The 20,598-nt window shown below is 71.1% G+C and carries 17 protein-coding genes; 5 read left to right on the top strand and 12 right to left on the bottom strand.

Annotated elements, in window-relative coordinates; translation table 11 throughout:
* Nucleotides 1–8 precede the first annotated feature (8 nt).
* The 9 genes from ACWDXC_RS05145 to ACWDXC_RS05105 all read right to left on the bottom strand — a co-directional run bounded on the left by ACWDXC_RS05145 (nucleotide 9) and on the right by ACWDXC_RS05105 (nucleotide 10,253).
* Nucleotides 9–1,388: a DNRLRE domain-containing protein gene (locus ACWDXC_RS05145; RefSeq protein WP_449978235.1), complete on the bottom strand. Its 1,380-nt coding sequence runs from the start codon at nucleotides 1,386–1,388 to the stop codon at nucleotides 9–11.
* Nucleotides 1,389–1,684: 296 nt separating this feature from the next.
* Nucleotides 1,685–2,689: a sugar phosphate isomerase/epimerase family protein gene (locus ACWDXC_RS05140; RefSeq protein ID WP_357590269.1), complete on the bottom strand. Its 1,005-nt coding sequence runs from the start codon at nucleotides 2,687–2,689 to the stop codon at nucleotides 1,685–1,687.
* Nucleotides 2,686–3,837 (bottom strand): Gfo/Idh/MocA family protein, encoded by a 1,152-nt coding sequence (locus ACWDXC_RS05135; RefSeq protein WP_449978232.1) that lies wholly within the window; start codon nucleotides 3,835–3,837, stop codon nucleotides 2,686–2,688. Before ACWDXC_RS05135 ends, ACWDXC_RS05140 begins: the two co-directional genes overlap by 4 nt.
* An 11-nt stretch (nucleotides 3,838–3,848) precedes the next feature.
* On the bottom strand, nucleotides 3,849–4,904 hold the full coding sequence (locus ACWDXC_RS05130; protein WP_219500911.1) for an ABC transporter substrate-binding protein: 1,056 nt from the start codon (nucleotides 4,902–4,904) through the stop codon (nucleotides 3,849–3,851).
* Nucleotides 4,901–5,920 (bottom strand): ABC transporter permease, encoded by a 1,020-nt coding sequence (locus tag ACWDXC_RS05125; RefSeq protein WP_246644110.1) that lies wholly within the window; start codon nucleotides 5,918–5,920, stop codon nucleotides 4,901–4,903. Before ACWDXC_RS05125 ends, ACWDXC_RS05130 begins: the two co-directional genes overlap by 4 nt.
* Nucleotides 5,920–7,407, bottom strand: coding sequence for a sugar ABC transporter ATP-binding protein (locus ACWDXC_RS05120; RefSeq protein WP_449978228.1), 1,488 nt, complete (start codon nucleotides 7,405–7,407; stop codon nucleotides 5,920–5,922). Before ACWDXC_RS05120 ends, ACWDXC_RS05125 begins: the two co-directional genes overlap by 1 nt.
* Nucleotides 7,408–7,428: 21 nt before the next feature.
* A complete protein-coding gene (locus tag ACWDXC_RS05115; protein WP_219500909.1) occupies nucleotides 7,429–8,586 on the bottom strand; it encodes an ROK family transcriptional regulator in 1,158 nt (385 codons plus the stop codon).
* Between the two features lie 161 nt (nucleotides 8,587–8,747).
* The gene (locus ACWDXC_RS05110) at nucleotides 8,748–9,620 is read right to left on the bottom strand and encodes an SDR family oxidoreductase (RefSeq protein WP_449978225.1); all 873 of its coding nucleotides are present in this window, start codon (nucleotides 9,618–9,620) and stop codon (nucleotides 8,748–8,750) included.
* 60 nt (nucleotides 9,621–9,680) lie between these two features.
* Nucleotides 9,681–10,253 (bottom strand): TetR/AcrR family transcriptional regulator, encoded by a 573-nt coding sequence (locus ACWDXC_RS05105; protein ID WP_219500907.1) that lies wholly within the window; start codon nucleotides 10,251–10,253, stop codon nucleotides 9,681–9,683.
* Between the two features lie 114 nt (nucleotides 10,254–10,367).
* On the opposite strand from ACWDXC_RS05105, the gene ACWDXC_RS05100 reads away from it, so the two are divergent.
* Nucleotides 10,368–11,900 (top strand): carboxylesterase/lipase family protein, encoded by a 1,533-nt coding sequence (locus ACWDXC_RS05100; RefSeq protein ID WP_449978223.1) that lies wholly within the window; start codon nucleotides 10,368–10,370, stop codon nucleotides 11,898–11,900.
* Here the strand turns inward: ACWDXC_RS05100 and ACWDXC_RS05095 are convergent.
* The gene (locus tag ACWDXC_RS05095) at nucleotides 11,890–12,948 is read right to left on the bottom strand and encodes an MBL fold metallo-hydrolase (RefSeq protein WP_219500903.1); all 1,059 of its coding nucleotides are present in this window, start codon (nucleotides 12,946–12,948) and stop codon (nucleotides 11,890–11,892) included. The genes ACWDXC_RS05100 and ACWDXC_RS05095 overlap by 11 nt on opposite strands.
* A 46-nt stretch (nucleotides 12,949–12,994) precedes the next feature.
* On the opposite strand from ACWDXC_RS05095, the gene ACWDXC_RS05090 reads away from it, so the two are divergent.
* A complete protein-coding gene (locus ACWDXC_RS05090) occupies nucleotides 12,995–13,834 on the top strand; it encodes a glutathione S-transferase family protein (RefSeq protein WP_219500901.1) in 840 nt (279 codons plus the stop codon).
* Here ACWDXC_RS05090 and ACWDXC_RS05085 read toward each other — a convergent pair.
* Together ACWDXC_RS05085 and ACWDXC_RS05080 are read right to left on the bottom strand one after the other, a co-directional pair.
* Nucleotides 13,776–15,083 carry an MFS transporter gene (locus ACWDXC_RS05085; protein WP_449978220.1) on the bottom strand — a complete coding sequence of 436 codons (1,308 nt, stop codon included), beginning with the start codon at nucleotides 15,081–15,083 and terminating at the stop codon, nucleotides 13,776–13,778. The two genes, ACWDXC_RS05090 and ACWDXC_RS05085, sit on opposite strands and share 59 nt — an antisense overlap.
* Nucleotides 15,080–15,652, bottom strand: a complete 573-nt coding sequence (locus ACWDXC_RS05080; protein WP_449978218.1) for a winged helix-turn-helix domain-containing protein — start codon at nucleotides 15,650–15,652, stop codon at nucleotides 15,080–15,082. The genes ACWDXC_RS05085 and ACWDXC_RS05080 overlap by 4 nt, the downstream gene beginning before the upstream one ends.
* A gap of 74 nt (nucleotides 15,653–15,726) precedes the next feature.
* Here ACWDXC_RS05080 and ACWDXC_RS05075 point away from each other — a divergent pair, with 74 nt between their 5' ends.
* The 3 genes from ACWDXC_RS05075 (at nucleotide 15,727) to ACWDXC_RS05065 (ending at nucleotide 20,527) form a co-directional block, all read left to right on the top strand.
* Nucleotides 15,727–16,371: a B3/B4 domain-containing protein gene (locus ACWDXC_RS05075; RefSeq protein ID WP_449978213.1), complete on the top strand. Its 645-nt coding sequence runs from the start codon at nucleotides 15,727–15,729 to the stop codon at nucleotides 16,369–16,371.
* Between the two features lie 204 nt (nucleotides 16,372–16,575).
* A complete protein-coding gene (locus ACWDXC_RS05070) occupies nucleotides 16,576–20,214 on the top strand; it encodes a multifunctional oxoglutarate decarboxylase/oxoglutarate dehydrogenase thiamine pyrophosphate-binding subunit/dihydrolipoyllysine-residue succinyltransferase subunit (RefSeq protein WP_449978209.1) in 3,639 nt (1,212 codons plus the stop codon).
* Between the two features lie 139 nt (nucleotides 20,215–20,353).
* Nucleotides 20,354–20,527 carry a DUF6104 family protein gene (locus ACWDXC_RS05065; protein ID WP_193318541.1) on the top strand — a complete coding sequence of 58 codons (174 nt, stop codon included), beginning with the start codon at nucleotides 20,354–20,356 and terminating at the stop codon, nucleotides 20,525–20,527.
* Nucleotides 20,528–20,598: the final 71 nt, after the last annotated feature.

Raw genomic sequence — 20,598 nt, 5'->3', positions numbered from 1 at the left:
TACCCGTTCTAGCGCCAGTAGACGACCGCCAGCGTGGGCGGCTTGACGCCCTGCTCCTTGTTCTCGGAGGCGGCGAACGCCCGCCAGTTCGTGGCCTCGCTCTCGTCGGCGCCGCGCAGCTGGATGCCGTGGTTGGGGGCGCCCTTGGCCCACGCCTGCGCGATGCCGGTCACGCCCCACGTCAGGAACCCGGGGCCGCCCGCGCAGGGCTCGGTCCAGGTGCGGCCGAGCCCGGCGCGCACGGTGGAGGAGCCCTCCTTGACGGTGGGGGGCTTGTTGTCCCAGTTGAGGTTGTTCTCGTCCCACGGGCCGGTGACGCGCTCGGCGGTGAGGCCGGAGCCGACGCGCAGGCCGCAGGCGTTGGTCTCGACGTTCCACATGCCGAGGCCCGCCCACAGCACCCGCTTGCCGGTGAACGCGCTGGTGTCGAACTTGACCAGGCTGCGCATCACGTCGCCGCCCTGGCCGTTCTCCCACGGCATGGTGCCCGCGATGATCATCGCGTCGCCGGGGTGCGAGGCCCACGAAGTGGCCACGTCGGTGTCGACCTCCACGCCGGGCAGCGTGATCGTCGGGTCGACGGTCACCGGGTAGACCCGCTTCGGGTCCGACAGGAACTCCGCGTCCGGCGTCAGCACCAGGACCTTGGCGCCGTTCTCGGTCCGCACGGCGGCCTCGACCGGGGCGATGGCGTCGCCGCGCGGCTTGCCGCGCCCACTGGCGTCCCACATCACCGGCTTGGCGCCGGCCGCGACGACCTCGCCGGCGTCGCTCCTGAGCTCCAGCCGCCCGTCGGCGGCCTCGCCCAGCTCCACCCCTTCGGTCCGTACGGGGATCCGCAGCTCGATCGGCCCGGACGGCTTCGTACGGAGGACCACGTCGTGCCGGAAGCCCGTCGGCAGGACGGTCACCACCAGGTCGGCGCCCGGTCCGGCGGCGTCGGCGAACGTGGCGACGTTGCCCGCGACCTTGGGCGCGGGCAACGCCTGCGGCCACTGGAGGGAGAACGTCCGCCCCTGCTCGTCGACCATCGTGGCCAGCGGACCCTCACCGCCGGCGGACACCGTGACGTCGGCCTTGGCGGCCTTCGGCTTGAGCACGCCGCCCTCGGCGACGAGCGTGGTGTCGATCGGCACCCACCGGTCGCCCTGCTTCACGTTGGACGGGCCGGAGGTGATGGTGGCGGTGAGGGTGCCGTCGGGGTTGGCGACGGTGGTGCTGTTCTCGTCGGTCAGGCTCGGCACGGGCACGGCCTGGCCGGTCTTGGCCGCCTGCGCGGAGGCGGCCTCCACGGCGGTGGGCGGCTCGGCCGCGTGGGCGGCGGGAACCCCCGAGAGAGCGGTAACGGCGGCGACCCCGAGCGCCAGTTTGCCGACAGTGCTCTTCATGACGGTGCGCAAATGGTTTCCTCACGTCAAGTGCCTGGCGACGTGCGACCGCGGAGGGGCGTAGTACGGTGTCACGCCCCTCCGTCCCCTGATCGCACGGCGTCACAGAAGTATCACGACCGCATATCAGGGTGAAATAGGAAAAAGAGAATGCGACCTAGATCACAAAGCGCTGAGTTACCGATTTAAGCGCACCGTCATAAAAAGGTTGGTGTTTAAAGCACTTTTTCCGAAATATCCATAAAAAGCACGGGCCGCGCCCCCGTACTGGACGCGGCCCGTGCGGGGAGAGGTCGTCAGCCCGACGAGAACGCCGCGTCGAACGCCGTCGCCGGCGGCGTGATCGCGTTGAGGTCGCGGATGTAGGCCAGCGCCTCCCGGGCGCCGTCCAGCCGGTCCATGCCCGCGTCCTCCCACTCGATCGAGATCGGGCCCGCGTAACCGATCGAGTTGAGCGCCCGGAAGCAGTCCTCCCACGGCACGTCACCCCGGCCCGTCGAGACGAAGTCCCAGCCCCGGCGCATGTCCGCCCACGGCATGTGCGACGACAGCCGGCCCCGGCGGCCGTCGCCGACGCGCATCCGCGTGTCCTTGCAGTCGACGTGATAGATCCGGTCGGCGAAGTCCAGGATGAACGCCACCGGATCGAGGTCCTGCCACACCATGTGCGACGGGTCCCAGTTGAGGCCGAAGGCGGGCCGGTGGCCGATCGCCTCCAGCGTGCGGACCGTCGTGTAGTAGTCGTAGGCGATCTCGCTCGGGTGGATCTCGTGCGCGAACCGCACCCCCACCTCGTCGAACACGTCCAGGATCGGGTTCCAGCGGTCGGCGAAGTCCTGGTAGCCCGCGTCCACCATCGACGCCGGCACCGGCGGGAACATCGCCACCGTGTGCCAGATCGACGAGCCGGTGAAGCCCACCACCGTGTCGACCCCCAGCAGCGCGGCGGCCCGCGCGGTGTTCTTCAGCTCCTCGGCCGCCGCCTGGCGCACCGACTCCGGATCGCCCGACCCCCAGATCCGGGCCGGCAGGATCGCCTTGTGCCGCTCGTCGATCGGATGGTCGCAGACGGCCTGGCCCACCAGGTGGTTGGAGATCGTCCACACCTTGAGGCCGTGCTTGTCGAGCTGGGCGCGCTTCTGCTCCACGTACGACGGGTCGGCGACCGCCTGCGCCACGTCGAAGTGGTCACCCGAGCAGGCGATCTCCAGGCCGTCGTAGCCCCACTCGGCGGCCAGCCTGCACACCTCCTCGAACGGCAGGTCGGCCCACTGACCGGTGAACAGCGTGATGGGTCTCATGAGTCCTCCACAGCGGTGAAACGGCTCCCGTCGGCCGCGCTCCGCTCGACCGCCGCGAGCACGCGCTGCACCCGCAGCCCGTCGGCGAACGACGGCGAAGGGTCGCGCCCTTCGGCGATCGCCTCCAGGAAGTCCTTGATCTCGTGCGTGAACGTGTGCTCGTAGCCGAGCCCGTGACCCGGCGGCCACCAGGCTCCGACGTACGGATGGTCGGGCTCGGTCACGAGGATGCGCTCGAAGCCCCGGCCGCCCTCGCTGAACCACAGCTCGTTCATCGACTCGAAGTCGAAGGCGAGGCTGCCGAGCGAGCCGTTGATCTCGATGCGCAACGCGTTCTTGCGGCCCGTGGCGAACCGGGTGGCCTCGTACGAGCCCACCGCCCCGCCCGACAGCCGCGCGGTGAACAGGGCGGCGTCGTCCACCGTGACCGTCCCCCGGCCCGAGCCGCCGCCGGCCGACAGCCCCGACGACGACTCCGGCAGCGGCCGTTCCTTGACGAAGGTCTCCGTCAGCGCGGACACCCCGACGATGTGCTGCCCGCTGATGAACTGCGTGGCGTCGATGATGTGCGCGCCGATGTCGCCGAGCGCGCCCGAGCCCGCCTTGTCCTTGCGCAGCCGCCACACCAGCGGGAAGTCCGGGTCGACGATCCAGTCCTGCAGATACTGGGCCCTCACGTGCCGGATCTCCCCCAGCCTGCCCTGCTCCACGAGCTGCCTGGCCAGCGCCACCGCCGGGACCCGCCGGTAGTTGAAGGCCACCATGCTGCGCCCCGTCGCCGAGGCGGCCGCCTGCACCATGGCCTCCGCCTCGGCCACCGTGTTGGCCAGCGGCTTCTCGCAGATGACGTGCTTGCCCGCGCGCAGGGCGGCGATCGCGATCTCGGCGTGCGTGTCGCCGGGCGTGCAGATGTCGACCACGTCGACGTCCGCACGCGCGATCACCTCACGCCAGTCGGTCACCGCCTCCGCCCAGCCCAGTTGCTCGGCGGCCGCCTCGGTCGCCTCCTTCGACCGGCCGGCGATCACCCGCATCCGCGGCACGGCCGGCACGTCGAAGAAGGCGGCGACGCTGCGCCAGGCCTGGGAGTGGACGCGGCCCATGAAGGCGTAACCGATCATGCCGACGCCGACGGTTCTTGCTGACATGCAACCCCCGATCAGGATTCGAAGCCGAGGTCCAGATACTTCTCGACGTTCTCCTTGGTAATGGTCTCGGACGCGAGCGTGATGGACTGCGGAACCTGGTTCTCCACGAGGTCACTCATGCCCTTGCCTTGGGCGATCAGGCGCGCCAGTTTGATGGCCGAGGAGGCCATCGTGGGGCTGTAGGTGACCGTGGCCTGCAGCACCGACGTGCCCGACTGGATCTCCCGCATGGCGTTGGCCGACCCCGCGCCGCCCACCATGACGAACTCGTTCCGTCCCGCTTCCTTGATCGCCGCCAGCACGCCGACCCCCTGGTCGTCGTCGTGGTTCCACATCGCGTCGATCTTCTTGTGCGCCTGGAGCAGGCCGGTCGCCACCTGGTTGCCCGTCTCCACGGTGAACTTGGCGTCCTGCTTGGCCGTCACGCTGAACCCGTACGTCTTCAGCGCGTCCTCGAAGCCCTTGCTGCGGTCCTGGGTGAGCGGGAGCGTGGCGATGCCCTGGATCTCCACGATGACCGGGTTCGACACGCCCTTGTCCTTGAGCGCCTTGCCGATGTGGTGACCGGCGGCCACGCCCATGCCGTAGTTGTCGCCGCCGATCCACGTCCGGTAGGCGAGCTTGTCCGGGAAGACGCGGTCGAGGTTGATCACGGGGATGCCGGCCTCGGTCGCGCGCAGCGCGATCTGGTTGAGCTGCTGGCCGTCGTTGGGCAGGATGACCAGCGCGTTCACCTTGGCGGCGATGAGCGACTCGACGGCGGAGATCTGCTGGTTGATGTCGTTGGTGGGCTCGACCGGCTTGAACTCGATGTCGGGATACTGCTTGGCGGTGGCTTCGGCGTTCTTGGCGATGGCGGCGATCCAGCCGTGGTCGGCGGCGGGCGCCGAGAAGCCGATGACGACCTTGTCGCCGGGCTCGTCGTTGCCGCTGGCCGCCGGGGCCGGCTGCGGCGCGGCCGTGGTGGGCGAGGCCGACGGCTCGTTGCTGGTGCAGCCCGCCGCTAAGAGCGCGGCGCCGCCGAGACCGCCGACGAGGAATCCCCTGCGCGCGACGTTGTTGCTCATGGTGCTCTCTCCTTCAGGTTTCGCCGCTGGAGAAGGACGGCGACGACGATGATCAGGCCCTTGGCGATCAGCTGGTCGCTGGTGTTGAGGCCGTTGAGGATGAACAGGTTCGTGATGAGCGTGAAGATGAGCAGGCCCAGGATGGAGCCGATGATCGTGCCGCGGCCGCCGGTGAGCAGGGTGCCGCCGATGATGACGGCGGCGATGGCGTCGAGCTCGTACAGGTCGCCGTGGGTGGACGAGCCTGTGGTCGTGCGCGCCATGATGAGGATGGCGGCGATGCCGCAGCACAGCCCGGACAGGGCGTAGAGGAGCATCGTGTGCCGCCGGACGTCGATGCCGGCGAGCCTGGCGGCCTCCGGGTTGCCGCCGACGGCGTAGGTGCGGCGGCCGAAGGTGGTGCGGTTGAGCAGGATCCAGCCGAGCACCACGACCAGCGCGAAGATGTAGACGAGCAGCGGGATGCCGAGGATGCGGGTGGTCGACAGGGCGGCGATGGCGCCTTCGCCGTCGATGAGCTGGGTCTTGCGGTCCGACATGCGCTGGGCCAGGCCGCGTGCCGCCACCAGCATGGCCAGCGTGGCGATGAACGGCACGAGCCGCCCGTAGGCGATGAGCAGGCCGTTGACCAGCCCGGTGCCGGTGCCGACGAGGATGGCGCAGACGGCCATGACGACGGGCCCGAACTCCTGGGTGGCCACGGTGGTGGCCCAGACGGACGCCAGGGCCATGATCGCGCCCACGGACAGGTCGATGCCGCCGCCGATGATGACGAAGGTGGCGCCGACGGTGATCACGCCGATGGTGGCGGCGAGCGAGAGGATGCTGACGAGGTTGGAGGCGGTGGCGAAGTTCTCCGGCCGGGTGACGAGGCCGACGACCACGAGCAGGCCGAGGGCCACGAGCAGGCCCAGGTGGCGGGCTCCGGTGAGGGAGTTCAGGGTGGCGCGGGCCGGTGGTGGCGCGGCTCCGCCGGTCTCGGGGACCGCCGCGGGCGGTCTTCGGGCGTCGCTCATCAGGCCGCTCTCCCATTCATGATCATGTCGAGCACGCGGTGCTCGTCGAGTTCTCCGGCGCCGGCCTCATGGATGACCGCGCCCTCGCGCACCACCAGCACGCGGTCGGCCAGGCCGAGCACCTCGGGCACCTCGCTGGACACCAGCAGGACGCCGATGCCCTGGTCGGCCAGGTCGCGGATGACCGCGTACAGCTCCGCCCTGGCGCCCACGTCCACGCCTCTGGTCGGTTCGTCGAGCAGGAGCAGGCGGCGGCTGCCGAGCAGCCAGCGGGCGAGCACCGCCTTCTGCTGGTTGCCGCCGGACAGGGTCTTGACCGGCCGTTCGGGGTCGGGCGGCCGGATGTCGAGCGCTTTGACCAGGCGTTCGGCTTCGGCGCGCTCGCGGGCCCGGTTCATCCAGCCGAACCTGGCGAAGCCCGGCAGGCTGCCCAGCGTGATGTTGGCGGTGACGCTCTGGTCGAGGAGGAGGGCCTGGGCCTTGCGTTCCTCGGGGGCCAGGCCCATGCCGCGGCGGACGCTGGTGACGACGCCGCCGCGGCGTAACCGCTTCCCGGCGAGGACGACGCTGCCGGAGGCGGGACGCGCGCCGTACACCGCTTCGAGGATCTCCGAGCGGCCGGAGCCGACCAGGCCGGCCAGTCCGACGATCTCGCCGGCGCGGACGCTGAAGCTGACGTCGTGGAAGGCGCCGGGCGAGGTCAGGTGCTCGACCTCCAGCACCAGGTCGCCGGGGGGCCGGGCGGCGCGGGGCGGGAAGACGTACTCGACGTTCCTGCCGGTCATCAGCGAGACGATGCGGGAGGTGGGGGTGTCGCGGGCGGGCAGGCCGACGGCGACGGTGCGGCCGTCCTTCAGCACGGTCACGCGGTCGCCGATCTCGCGGATCTCCTCAAGCCGGTGGGAGATGTAGACGACGGCCACGCCCTGGCCGGTGAGCTCGCGGATGATGCGGAAGAGGTTGGCGACCTCGTCGTGGGCGAGGGCGGCCGACGGCTCGTCCATGATGATCAGGCGGGCGTCGTGGGAGAGCGCCCGCGCCATCGAGACCACCTGCTTGGCCGCGGGTGAGAGCCTGCCGACCTCGGTGGAGGGGCGGATCTCGCCGTGGCCGAGGCGTTCGAGCACCTGGCGGGCGGCCCGGTGGCCGGCGCCGGTGTTGACGAAGCCGAGGCGGGCGTGCTCGTGGCCGAGGAAGATGTTGTCGGCGACGCTGAGCCCGTCGACCAGGTCGAGCTCCTGGTAGATGGTGGCGAAGCCGAGCCGGATGGCGTCCATCGGGCCTGACGGGCGCACCTGCGCGCCGTTGAACTCCACGGTGCCCTCGTCCGGCTGGTGGACGCCGGCCAGGACCTTGATCAGTGTCGACTTGCCGGCGCCGTTCTGGCCGAGCAGGCAGTGCACCTCGCCCGCCCGCACGTCCAGGTCGACCCCGTCCAGCGCGCGCACGCCGGGGAACTGCTTGACGATCCCCCTCATGACGAGCATCGGGCTCCCTTTCACACGGTTTCAGGCGTTGACGATGCGGTTGATGTTGTCCGGTGACAGGTAGTGCTCGATCGCGAGGATCCCGGCGCCCAGTGCGGCGGCGTTGATCCCCATGCGGCTCGGCACGATCGACAGGTGGTGGGTGGCCAGCGGCAGGGAGCGGCGGTAGACGGTCTCCCTGATGCCGGCGAGCAGGTGTTCGTGGACCCGCGAGAGGGCGCCGCCGATGACGATGACCTCGGGGTTGAAGAAGTTGACCAGGCTGGCCAGCACCTCGCCGATGAGCCGGCCGGCCTCTCTGACGAGCCGCAGCGCCTGGGTGTTGCCGGCCTGGACGAGCGCGACGACGTCGGCTCCCGACTCGGCGGCGACGCCCAGCTCGGTGAGGCGGCGGGCGACGGCGGCGCCGCCTGCCACGGCTTCCAGGCAGGCGCTGTTGCCGCAGCGGCAGCCCGCCTCCTCGTGGCCGTTGACGCGGATGTGGCCGATGTCGCCGGCCGAGCCCTGCGCTCCCCTGTGGAGGGTGCCCTCGGCGACGATGCCGCAGCCGATGCCGGTGCCGACCTTGACGAACAGCAGGTGGCGGATGTCGCCGAAGGCGTTGCGGTGCTCGCCCAGGGCCATGACGTTGACGTCGTTGTCGACGAGGACGGCGGTGCCGCCGAAGTATTCAGGGATCGGGTACTCGTTCCAGCCGGGCATGATCGGCGGGTTGTTCGGCCGCCCGGTGGCGAACTCGACCGGGCCGGGCACGCCCATGCCGATGGCCCGCAGCGCCGCCCTGGGCCGCCCGGCCTCGGCGAGGAGCCGGTCGAGGCGGCCGTCGACGTGCGCGAGCACGGTCTCGGGACCCTCCTCGATCAGCAGGGAGTCCTCGCACTCGGCGAGCACGTCGCCGGACATGTCCATGAGGGCGATGCGGCAGTGGGTGGCGCCGAGGTCGACGCCGGCGAAGGCGTGCTCCTCGGTGTGCAGGCGGAGCTGGCGGGGCGGGCGTCCGCCGGTCGACTCGCCGCTCTCGGTCTCCTCGACCAGACCGCGCTCGATCAGCGCGTCGACGCGCTGGGAGATCGTGGATCGGGCCAGCCCGGTGAGCCGGGCGAGGTCGGAACGGGTCGTCGCGGAGCCTGCGCTGATCAGCGTCAGGACGTCGCCGGGCGAGCCCGGGGCGGGGGTCATGCCGCGACAATAAGATCACTCATCCGGCAATTCAAGAGTGCGAGCCGCCCAAACTCGCCGTACTTCTGTCGATGATCGAACAAAGCCCGATTTTTCGGCATAAAACAGGGCACCGACCCGTACGGATCGGCGCCCCCGAACGTGAACCCTCTGGAGCCCTGCTAGAGCATCGCCTTCATCGAGTCGCCCGCCGTGAGCACGTACGGCTGCTCGGCCATGACGGACGCCCAGTTGTCCGCCAGCGCCTCCGGCGTCAGGTCGTCGCTCTTCCAGCCGGGCCCCTCGGCCACGAACACCCGCGCCACGCGCCCGCCGCCGACGCTGAAGACCTCGCCGCTCGCCTCGCACGAGTCGTGCACCAGGTAGGCGACGAGCGCGCTGACCCGCTCGGGCGTGAACTTCGCCTCGAACTCGGCGGGCAGCAGCGCCTCGGTCATGCGCGTCCAGGCGATCGGGGCGATGGCGTTGGCCTTGATGCCGCTGCGCGCGCCCTCGATGCCGAGCGTCTTGGTGAGCCCGACCAGGCCCATCTTGGCGGTGGAGTAGTTGGCCTGGCCGAAGTTGCCGAACAGGCCGGCCGGGCTGGAGGTGTTGACGATCCGCCCGTAGCCGGCCTCCTTCATGAACGGGTAGGCCGCCTGGCTGACCAGGTAGGAGCCGCGTACGTGCACGGCGAGGACGCTGTCGAAGTCCTCGACGGTCATCTTGCCGAACGACTTGTCACGCAGGATGCCGGCGTTGTTGACGACGATGTCGATCTTCCCGAACGCGTCGACGGCGGCCTGCGCGATGGCCCTGGCGCCTTCGGGGGTGGCGACGTTGTCGGTGCTCGCGACGGCCTGGCCGCCGTTCTTGGTGATCAGCTCGACCACGTCGGCGGCCGGGCCGGCGGAGGCGCCGGTGCCGTCGAGCGCGCCGCCGAGGTCGTTGACGACGACCTTGGCGCCCCGCTCGGCCAGCAGGAGCGCGTGGGAGCGGCCGAGGCCGTGCCCGGCCCCCGTGACGATCGCGACCCTGTCATCGAACCGAAGCATCGAACCTCCAGCCAGGAGAACAACATTCTGGTAGGAGCACCATAACCCGAGCCGGGGCGTTCAGCCGAGCAGCTTGGCGACGGCCCGCAGCCCGTCGAGCACCTCGGCGGCGCTGGGCGCGCTGTCGGGGTCGCTCAGGCACTGCACCATCACGCCGGTCATCAGCGCGACCTGGACCGTGCCCAGCGTGCGCGCGGACCGCTCCGGCACCGTGTCCTCCGGCACGCTCTCCAGGATCGCCGCCATCCCGGCCCGCCCCTGCCGGGTGCCCTCGGCGAGCGCCGGGCGCAGCTCGGGCTGGCGCTGGGCCTGCATGAACAGCTCGACCGAGGCCAGCCACAGGTCCGGATGGGCCTTGAAGTCGGCGAGCAGGCTCTCCCACATGCGCGCGTAGTGCTCGGCCGCCGCGCCGCCGGACTCGGGCACGAGCGCCCGGCCCATGGCGTCGCCCCACTCGTCGAGGATCTCGAACAGCGCCTTGTTCAGCAGCGCCTCGCGCGACCCGTAGTGATAGCCGATGGCGGCCATGCTGACGCCGGCGGCGGAGGCGATGTCGCGCACGCTGGTGCGGTCGTAGCCCTTCTCGCGCAGGCACCGCTTGGCCCCGTCGAGCAGATCTTCCCGGTTTCCCATGCCGGGCAGCATAGCAAGCGTGTCATGCGAGCGCCTTAGGCGAACGACTTGCGCGATCGCCCAAATCTCCGTACCGTCCTCTGCAGATCACCACGAGACGGGAGAAACACCCAGATGACCCCCTCCTACGGACGGCTCGCGGGCGTGCTGGCCGCCGGCCTGCTCGCCACGGCGACCCCCGCCCTGCCCGCCGCCGCCGCGACCGCTCCCGTCGTGGTCGGCACGGCCGCCGGCGAGGTGCGCGGATCGGCCGCCGCCGGCGTCCGCTCCTTCCAGGGCATCCCGTACGCCGCCCCGCCCGTCGGCGACCTGCGCTGGGCCTCGCCCCGGCCGGCCGCGTCGTGGACCGGCGTGCGCGACGCCACCCGCCCCGGCCCGGCCTGCGCCCAGCCCACCGGCTACCCGATCGGCGTGCCCAGCGAGAACGAGGACTGCCTCTACCTCAACGTCACCACCCCGGCGAAGGCGAAGGGCAAGCTGCCCGTCGTCGTGTGGATCCACGGCGGCAGCCTCATGTACGGCACGGGCGACATGTACGGCCCGGCGCGGCTGGCCTCGGCGGGGGCGGTCGTCGTGTCGATGAACTACCGGCTGGGCGTCATGGGCTTCCTCAGCTCCCCCGCGCTCGGCGGATCGGGCGGCTTCGGCCTGGAGGACCAGCAGGCGGCGCTGCGCTGGGTCCGGGCGAACATCGGCGCGTTCGGCGGCGACCCCGGCAAGGTGACGATCATGGGCCAGTCGGGCGGCGGCTACGCCGTCTGCGGCCACCTCGCCTCGCCCGCGTCCAAGGGCCTGTTCCACCGGGCGATCGTGCAGAGCGCCCCCTGCGCGACGGGCGGATCGCGGACCCGCGCCGCCGCCGAGGCCGAGAGCGCCAAGGTGATCGAGAAGGTGGGGTGCGAGGAGGCCGACGACGTCGCGGCCTGCCTGCGCGCGGTGCCGGCTGCCGACCTGCTCGCCGCCTACGGCGCCTTCGCCGAGCCGCGCCCGGTCGCGGGCACCGCGCTGCTGCCCCGCACCCCCGCGCAGGCGCTGCGCGACGGCCGGTTCAACCGGGTCCCGGTGCTGGTCGGCGTCAACCACGACGAGGAGCGCGGCATGGTCGCCGGCGCGGAGCTGGCCCCCGGCGGCCGGCCCATGCGCGCCGGGGAGTACGCGCCCGCGATCCGCGCGGAGTTCGGCGCCGACGCCGCCGCCGTGCTGAAGCGCTACCCGCTGCGGGCCCACGGCTCGGCCGGGGCGGCGCTGGCCGCCGTGCGCACCGACCACGCCTGGGCGGCGCCCACGCTCGACACCGCCCGGCTGCTGTCACGCTGGACGCCCACCCGGATGTACGAGTTCGCCGAGAAGGACACGCCCTGGTTCGCCGGCTACCCCGCCACGAGCTTCCCGGTGCGCGCCCAGCACATGGCGGAGCTGCCGTACCTGTTCGACCTGAAGCTGTTCGAGAAGCTGCCGCCCCGGCAGGCGCGGCTGGCCGAGCGGATGACCGGCGCCTGGGTGCGGTTCGCGGCCACCGGCGACCCGGGCTGGGCGCGGTTCGCCGAGCGCGACCGGCACGTGCGCTCGCTCACGGCCGGGACGTGGAAGCGCGCCGCGTTCGAGCGCGACCACGCGTACGCGTTCTGGACGGGGCTCAGCCGCTGACCCAGCGGTCCGGCTCGCCGGGCTCCCGGCGGGCCCGGCCGCGCGCCTCCAGCCACACCAGGTGGGCCAGCGTCTCGTTGTTGGCCGCCCGGCGCATGAACGCCGGGATCGACTCCCACGGCCGCGACCACGTCAGCCGGGTCGCCGCCTCCCAGCAGCTCACGCCGTCCGACGCGGCGAGCACGCCCTCGATCTCGGCCAGCCGCTCCTCGTGGTGGGCCATCACGTGGTCGACCCGCCCGGCCAGCTCCAGGAAGCGGTACTCGTGGGCGGGCAGCACCTCCTCCACGTCCAGGGCGCGCACGGCGGCCAGCGCGCCGAGGTAGTCGGCCAGCGGGTTCGGCCCCGACTGCGGGTGCACCGCGACGATCGGCGTGATCCTGGCCAGCACGTGGTCGCCGGAGAACAGCAGCTTCCTGGACGGCGAGGTGAAGCAGAGGTGGCCTGGCGAGTGCCCCGGCGTCCACAGCGCGCGCAGGTCCCAGCCGGGCAGGCCGAGCCGGTCGCCGTCCTCGATGAGCCGGTCGGGCTTGGCCGTCGACACCAGGTGCCTGATCATCATCGACGCCCCGGCCAGCTCGTCCAGCGTGGCCGGGGGCACGCCGCAGCGCGCCAGCAGCGCCCGCTCCCGGGCGACCAGCGACTCGATGGCGGCCTCGTCGTAGCGCTCGTGGACCAGCTCGGCGTCCGCCGGGTGCAGCCCGATCCACGCACCGGACGCCTCCCGGACGCGTCCCGCCAGGCCGTAGTGGTCGGGGTGGATGTGGGTGACGAGCACCGCCTTGACGTCGGTGATCGCGTAACCGGCCACGGCGAGCCCTGCGACCAGCGCGTCGTACGCCTCGTCGGTGTTCCATCCGGCGTCGACGAGGGCCACGCCGTCGTCGCATTCGAGCACGTACACCAGGACGTAGCGCAGCGGGTTGATCGGGATGGGCACCGGCACCGACCACAGGCCCGGCCGCACCCGCTCCACCTCGGGGATCGTCCCGCCCGTCCATGCCGCACGCTGCTCCTCGCTGGAAGGAGTCACCACGAACTTCGCCATGCCCGAGATTCTGCCCGGCGTTCCGGAAGCATGTTCTACTGGGGGCATGAAACGTGAAATCGCCGATGACGGGCGCTTCGTCAGGCAGCCGAACCGTTTCACCGACCGCCTCGGCCCGCCCGAGCCCGGCCGCTACCGGCTCTACGCCTCCTACGCCTGCCCGTGGGCGCAGCGGGTGCTGATCGTGCGCCGGCTCCTGGGCCTCGAGGACCTGCTGGACGTGACCATCGTGGACCCGATCCGCGACGAGAAGGGCTGGCGGGTCCCCGGCGGCATCTACCTGTCGGAGCTCTACCTGGCCACCGACCCGGACTTCCGGGGCCGCTACACGGTGCCGTGCGTCTGGGACGCCAAGGAGGGGCGGATCGTCACCAACGACTTCCCGCGGATCACCCTCGACCTGGAGACCACCTGGAGCCGCACGCCCGACCTCTATCCCGAGGCGCTGCGCCCCGAGATCGACGCCATGAACGAGCGCGTCTACCACGGTCTCAACAACGCCGTCTACGAGGCCGGGTTCGCCACCGCCCAGGAGGCGTACGAGGAGGCCGTGGGCCGCGTCTTCGCCACGCTGGACTTCCTGGAGGAGCGGCTGACGGGCAGGGAGTTCCTGTTCGACGCGCTGACCGAGAGCGACGTGCGCCTCTACACGACGCTGGCCAGGTTCGACAGCGTCTACTACGGCCACTTCAAGTGCTCGGTGCGCCGCCTGACCGACTATCCGGCGCTGTGGTCGTACGCCAGGAGGCTGTACGCGATCCCGGCGTTCGGCGAGACCACCGACTTCGACCACATCAAGCGGCACTACTACGTCACCCAGACGAACATCAATCCGAGCCGGATCGTACCTGTGGGGCCGGAGCTGGACTGGTCCGCGGCATCCTGACGAACAGCAGCGCCGAGGCCATGATCAGGCAGGCGGCCATCGACCAGGCGGCCACCGTGCCCGCCCCGGTGGCCAGCGCGCCGAACCCCAGGTTGGACGCCGCGGCGCCGCCTTGCAGGGCGAGCGAGCTCGTCGAGGTGACGGTGTTGCGCCGCCCGGCGTCGACGGCCTTGTGCGTCATCTCCAGGCAGAGCAGGCTCGCGACGGCGAGCCCGGCGAACAGCACGACGTAGGCGGTCGCGGCGGTGATCAGCCCGGCCGCCCCGCCGAGGCCCGCGGTCGCGGCCAGCGCCCCGACGGAGGCCGAGGTCAGCACGGTTCCCGCCACGGACCCGGCCACCGGCGACGGCCCTCCCGCACCGGTGATGCGACCCGCCAGCCGCGCCGCCCGGGGCGCCATCGCGCTCCCGAAGGCGCTCCCGGCGAACCCGAGCGCCGCCACGATCGCGTACGCGGTGCTGCCTTCCTCGGCGGTCCCGGCGAGCTCGGCCAGCCGTCCGGGGGTGAGCAGCTCGACGGCGGTCAGCGCGACGCCCGACCCGGCGGCGACCAGCATGAGCCGGCGCAGCACCGGCGCTCCGGTCACCAGGCGCACGCCCTCGCCGACGGTCGCGGGCACGCCGCGCAGCAGCCCGCGCGCCGTCACGGCGGAGGCGTGCTCGCGGGCGGGCTCGGGCAGCGCGAGCAGCGCCACCACCAGCAGGACCGCGGCCGCGGCGGCGCCGCCGGCCGCCGGGACGGCGAGCGGGGGCAGCGGTCCGGGCGGCACGAGGAGGGGGACGAACCCGCCGGCGAGCACGCCCACGCAGAGCGCCACAGACTCCATCGCGCCGCCCCTGGCCAGCCCGCGCCCCAGGTCGGCGTCCGGCCCCTCCAGCTCGTGCAGCGTGTCGACGTACCAGGCGGTGGCGGGACCGCTGGACAGCGCCCGGCCCACGCCCTTGAGCACCGCCATCCCCAGGAACATCCACACCGTGGTGGAGACCGCCATCAACGCGAGCGCGGCGAGCGTGAACGCGGCGGAGGCGGCCAGCACGACGCGGCGGCCCGCGACGTCGGCCAGCCCGCCCGTGGGCAGCTCCAGCGCGATGGTGACGACCGAGAACACGGTCGTCACGAGCCCGACCTGGGCGAGGCTGAGGCCCCGCTCGGTCATGAGCAGCACCATGACGGGCATCATGAGCCCTAAGGGCAGCCACGTCAGGAAGTTGACCAGCATGTAGCGCCGCAGCGCCGAGCGGGGGGTCACGTCTCGTCCTCCTCCTCCGGACGGCGCGGGAAGCCGCCCACCCACAGGTGCACCTGCTCGGCGTCGGGCGCGCCGGCGTAGCGGGCCTCGAGCTCCTCCAGCAGCCCGTCCACCCGCTCGTGGAGCTCGCGCAGGGCCGAGGCGGGCAGCCGGACCAGGCTGTCGCTCAGCCCGGCCGCGCGCACCCACGCGTCGGCCCACTCACCCTCGTCGAACTCTCGGACCCGCTGCTCCAGCACCGCCACCTGGCGCAGCCGCATGATCTTGACGGCCTCGCGGCCCTCGGGGCTGGCCGACATCTCCAGGTTGTCCCAGGAGGTGTAGCGGTGGCGGGAGCGCCAGCGCCGCTCGCGGCCGTCGCGCCGGTCGGGGTCCTCCTCGATGAAGCCGTACTTGGCGAGCTCGCGCAGGTGGTAGCTGGTCGAGCCGGAGCTCTCCCCCACCACCCGGCCCAGCTCGCTGGCGGTGGCCGGCCCGTCGGCGCGCAGCAGGCCCAGCAGCCGCACCCGCAGCGGGTGCGCCACGACCTTGAGCACCTGCGGATCACTGATCTTGAACTCGTCCTCCATGTCCTGACGATAAACCGCAAAGACAATTTTGCAAAGAGCTTTTTGCGGTATGGCCGCCTTCTAGACTGAGGCGCATGCTTGACGACATCACGGTGGACGAGGCGGTCCTGGCGCTGCGCCCCGACTTCGCCGTCCTGGCCATGACGGCCCACGGCCTGCGCAACGGCCCCACCGACGACCTGACCCGTGACTGGCTGGCCGAGGCGGCCACGCACGAGGTCCAGCCGGCCAAGATCGACGCCTGGAAGGACGCCTACCGCGCCTTCGGCGCCAAGCCGCAGCGCACCCGGCCCTCGGTCGACGCGCTCACCCGCAGGCTCCCGCTGCCGGAGATCAACCAGGTCGTCGACGCGTACAACTCGATCAGCGTGAAGCACGCGCTGCCCATCGGCGGCGAGGACCTCGACCGCTATTCCGGTCCGCCCCGGCTCGTCAGGGCGACCGGCGACGAGGCGTCGGAGGAGGCGCTGGGGCAGCCCGAGCCCGGCGAGGTGATCTGGCGCGACGACCTGGGCGTCACCTGCCGCAGGTGGAACTGGCGCCAGGTGGTCCGCACCCGGCTCACCGAGGAGACCACCAACGCGATCTTCCTGCTGGAGCGGCTGGAGCCGATGTCGCTGGAGGAGCTGAAGGAGGCGGGCGAGGAGCTGGCCGATCTGCTCACCCGGCTGTCCCCCGACGTCCGGATCGCCTCCAGGCTCGTCGTAGGCGGGAACTAAACCTCCGTTCCCGCTGTTGATACCAAACGGTAATGTTGACGGCACCACCTGGATTGACTGGGGGCGCGTGACCTCTCGGGACACTCCTGAGAGGATCAGGCGAGGCGGCAGCGGCTCGCGGGCGCGCGCCGTCGGTCCGGGCGAGTAGCCTTGGACAGGTTCTCTAACATCAACGCCGATCTGCGGAAGAGGGCGATTTGCGCCGTGTCGTCTGAGTCGTCGCGGACAAACCCGCTGGCAAGCTTTGGTCAGAATGAGTGGCTTGTCGACGAGCTGTACCAGAAGTATCTCCAAGATCCCGAGTCTGTCGACAAGGCTTGGTGGAACTTCTTCGCTGACTACAACCCTGATTACGGACCGGGCCGTACCCCGGTCAGGGAGGCGGCGAACGGCACTGCAACCGCGCCCGCTTCCGCTCCGGTCAAGGCGCCGCCACCGGCGCCCGCCGAGAAGCCCAAGCAGCCCGTCACCCAGGTGCCCAAGGGCGCCGAAGAGGTGAAACTGCGCGGGGCGGCGGCCCGCACGGCCGCCAACATGGACACCTCGCTGACGGTCCCCACCGCGACGAGCGTCCGGGCCATCCCGGCCAAACTGCTCATCGACAACCGCATCGTGATCAACAATCACCTCAAGCGGGGTCGCGGCGGCAAGGTCTCCTTCACGCACCTGATCGGTTTCGCGATCGTCAAGGCGCTGAAGAGCATGCCGGAGATGAACTACTCCTACGCCGAGGTCGACGGCAAGCCGACGCTGGTCAAGCCCGAGCACGTGGGCTTCGGCCTGGCCATCGACGTCCAGAAGAGCAACGGCGAGCGCCAGCTCCTCGTGCCGTCCATCAAGGCCGCCGAGGACATGGACTTCCGGCAGTTCTGGATGGCCTACGAGGAGGTCGTCCGCAAGGCCCGCGCCGGCAAGCTCGGCGTCGACGACTTCACCGGCACCACGATCTCGCTGACCAACCCCGGCACGATCGGCACGGTCCACTCCGTCCCGCGCCTGATGCCCGGACAGGGCACGATCATCGGCGTCGGCGCGATGGAATACCCGGCCGAATACCAGGGCGCGTCCCCCGACACGCTCTCGCGCCTGGCCGTCTCCAAGGTCATGACGCTCACCAGCACCTACGACCACCGGATCATCCAGGGCGCCCAGTCGGGCGACTTCCTGCGCACGATCCACCGGCTGCTGCTGGGCGAGGACGGCTTCTACGACGAGATCTTCGAAGACCTCCGGATCCCGTACGAGCCGGTCCGCTGGGTGCGCGACATCTCGGCCTCCCACGACGAGGACGTGGCCAAGTCGGCGAGGGTGATAGAGCTCATCCACGCCTACCGGGTGCGCGGCCACCTCATGGCCGAGACCGACCCGCTGGAGTACAAGCAGCGCAAGCACCCCGACCTCGACATCCAGTCGCACGGCCTCACGCTGTGGGACCTGGAGCGCGAGTTCGCCACCGGCGGCTTCGGCGGCCGGCCGCTGATGAAGCTGCGCGAGATCCTGGGCGTGCTGCGTGACTCCTACTGCCGCACCGTCGGCATCGAGTACATGCACATCCAGAACCCCGAGGAGCGGGCCTGGATCCAGGCGCGGGTGGAGAAGCCCTACGCCTCCCCCGAGCGTGACGAGCAGCTCAACATCCTGAGCAGGCTCAACACCGCCGAGGCGTTCGAGACGTTCCTGCAGACGAAGTTCGTCGGCCAGAAGCGGTTCTCGCTGGAGGGCGGCGAGTCACTCATACCGCTGCTCGACTCCGTCATCAGCGACGCCGCCGACGAGGGCCTCGACGAGGTCGTCATCGGCATGGCCCACCGCGGCCGCCTCAACGTGCTCGCCAACATCGTGGGCAAGTCCTACGCGCAGATCTTCGGCGAGTTCGAGGGCAACATCGACCCGCGCACCGCGCACGGCTCCGGCGACGTGAAGTACCACCTCGGCGCGACCGGCACGTTCACCGCGCCCAGCGGCAAGACGATCACCGCCTCGGTGGTCGCCAACCCGTCGCACCTGGAGGCGGTGGACCCGGTCCTGGAGGGCGTCGTCCGCGCCAAGCAGGACCTGCTGGAGCGCGGCGAGGAGGGCTTCACCGTCCTGCCCGTGCTCGTCCACGGCGACGCGGCCTTCGCCGGCCAGGGCGTCGTGGCCGAGACGCTCAACCTGTCGCAGCTGCGCGGCTACCGCACCGGCGGCACCGTGCACGTGGTGGTCAACAACCAGGTGGGCTTCACCACCTCGCCGGCCTCCTCCCGGTCCTCCGTCTACGCGACGGACGTGGCCCGGATGATCCAGGCGCCGATCTTCCACGTCAACGGCGACGACCCCGAGGCCGTGGTGCGCGTGGGCGAGCTCGCCTACGAATACCGCCAGGCGTTCCGCAAGGACGTCGTGATCGACCTCATCTGCTACCGCCGCCGCGGCCACAACGAGGGCGACAACCCGGCCTTCACCCAGCCGCTGATGTACGACCTGATCGACGCCAAGCGCTCCACGCGCAAGCTCTACACCGAGGCGCTGATCGGCCGGGGCGACATCACGGTCGAGGAGGCCGAGTCGGCGCTGCGCGACTACCAGGCCAAGCTGGAGCAGGCGTTCACCGAGACCCGCGAGGCGGCCAAGAAGCCGCTGGAGGCGGGCGCGATGCGGGTGCCGCCGACCGAGGTCGTCAAGTGGTCGCACGCCGACACGCCGACCGCGATCAGCGACGAGACGCTCAAGCGCATCGTCGACACCCAGCTCAACCTGCCGGAGGGCTTCACCGTCCACCCGCGCCTGGCTCCGGTGCTCCAGCGCCGCGGCCAGATGGTCGAGCAGGACGCGATCGACTGGAGCATGGGCGAGACGCTGGCCTTCGGGTCGCTGCTCATCGACGGGCACCCGGTCCGCCTGGTGGGCCAGGACTCCCGCCGCGGCACCTTCACCCAGCGCCACGCGGTGCTGGTCGACCGGGTGACCGGCGCGGAGCACACCCCGCTCAAGTCGTTCAACGAGGGCACCACGAAGTTCTACATCTACGACTCGCTGCTCAGCGAGTTCGCGGCGCTGGGCTTCGAGTACGGCTACAGCGTCGTGCGTCCCGACGCCCTCGTGGCGTGGGAGGCGCAGTTCGGCGACTTCGTCAACGGCGCCCAGACGATCATCGACGAGTTCATCTCGTCGGGCGAGCAGAAGTGGGGCCAGCGCTCCGGTGTCGTGCTGCTGCTGCCGCACGGCTACGAGGGCCAGGGCCCCGACCACTCCTCCGCCCGCATCGAGCGGTTCCTCCAGGTCTGCGCGCTCGACAACATGACGGTCGCGCAGCCCACCACCCCGGCCAACTACTTCCACCTGCTGCGCTGGCAGGTCGAGTCGGGGCGGCACAAGCCGCTGGTCGTCTTCACGCCCAAGGTGCTGCTGCGGCACAAGCGGGCCACGTCCAAGGCGTCGGACTTCACCTCCGGCACCTTCCAGCCGGTGATCGGCGACACCACGGTCGACCCGGCCAAGGTGACGAAGGTCGTGATGTCGTTCGGCAAGATCTACTACGACCTGCTCGCGGCCCGGGAGAGCGCCGGCCGTGACGACGTCGCGCTGGTCCGGATCGAGCGGCTCTACCCCTACCCGGCCGAGGAGCTCGACGCCGAGCTGGCCCGCTACGGGGCCCAGGCCGAGCTGGTGTGGGCGCAGGACGAGCCGGTCAACATGGGCGCCTGGCCCTACCTGTCGCTCAAGCTGGCCGAGGACCCGCAGCTGCTGGGCGGCCGCCCGCTGCGGCGCGTCTCGCGTACCCCCAACAGCTCGCCCGCGGTCGGCTCGCACGCCGCCCACGACGCCGAGCTTGAGGAGATCGTGAAGCAGGTCTTCGGCTGACCGTCGCCGACCGCCTGAGTGAGCCCCCGCCCCGGCGGGGGCTCACTGCTCGATAGGGTCGGAGCGCGGGCGGGCGGACGCCCGGATTCCGGTCGCGGATCTCGCTTCGCGGCTGACGAGTTGACTGAACGGGAGCACCATGTATTTCACTGATCGGGGGATCGAGGAGCTGGTCGAGCGGCGGGGTGAGGAAGAGGTCAGCCTGCTGTGGCTGGGCGAGCGGCTGCGCGAGTTCGTCGACCTCAACCCGGAGTTCGAGACCCCGGTCGAGCGGCTGGCGACATGGCTCGCCCGGCTGGACGACGAGGACTGACCTCGCTCCACAACGCGATACATCTTGAGTTTTCGACAGACGCGACATATCGTGTCTGTTGGTAGGAGTGT

It is taken from the genome of Nonomuraea sp. NPDC003214 (assembly GCF_053590035.1).
This window is presented reverse-complemented; position numbering and strand designations above follow the sequence as displayed.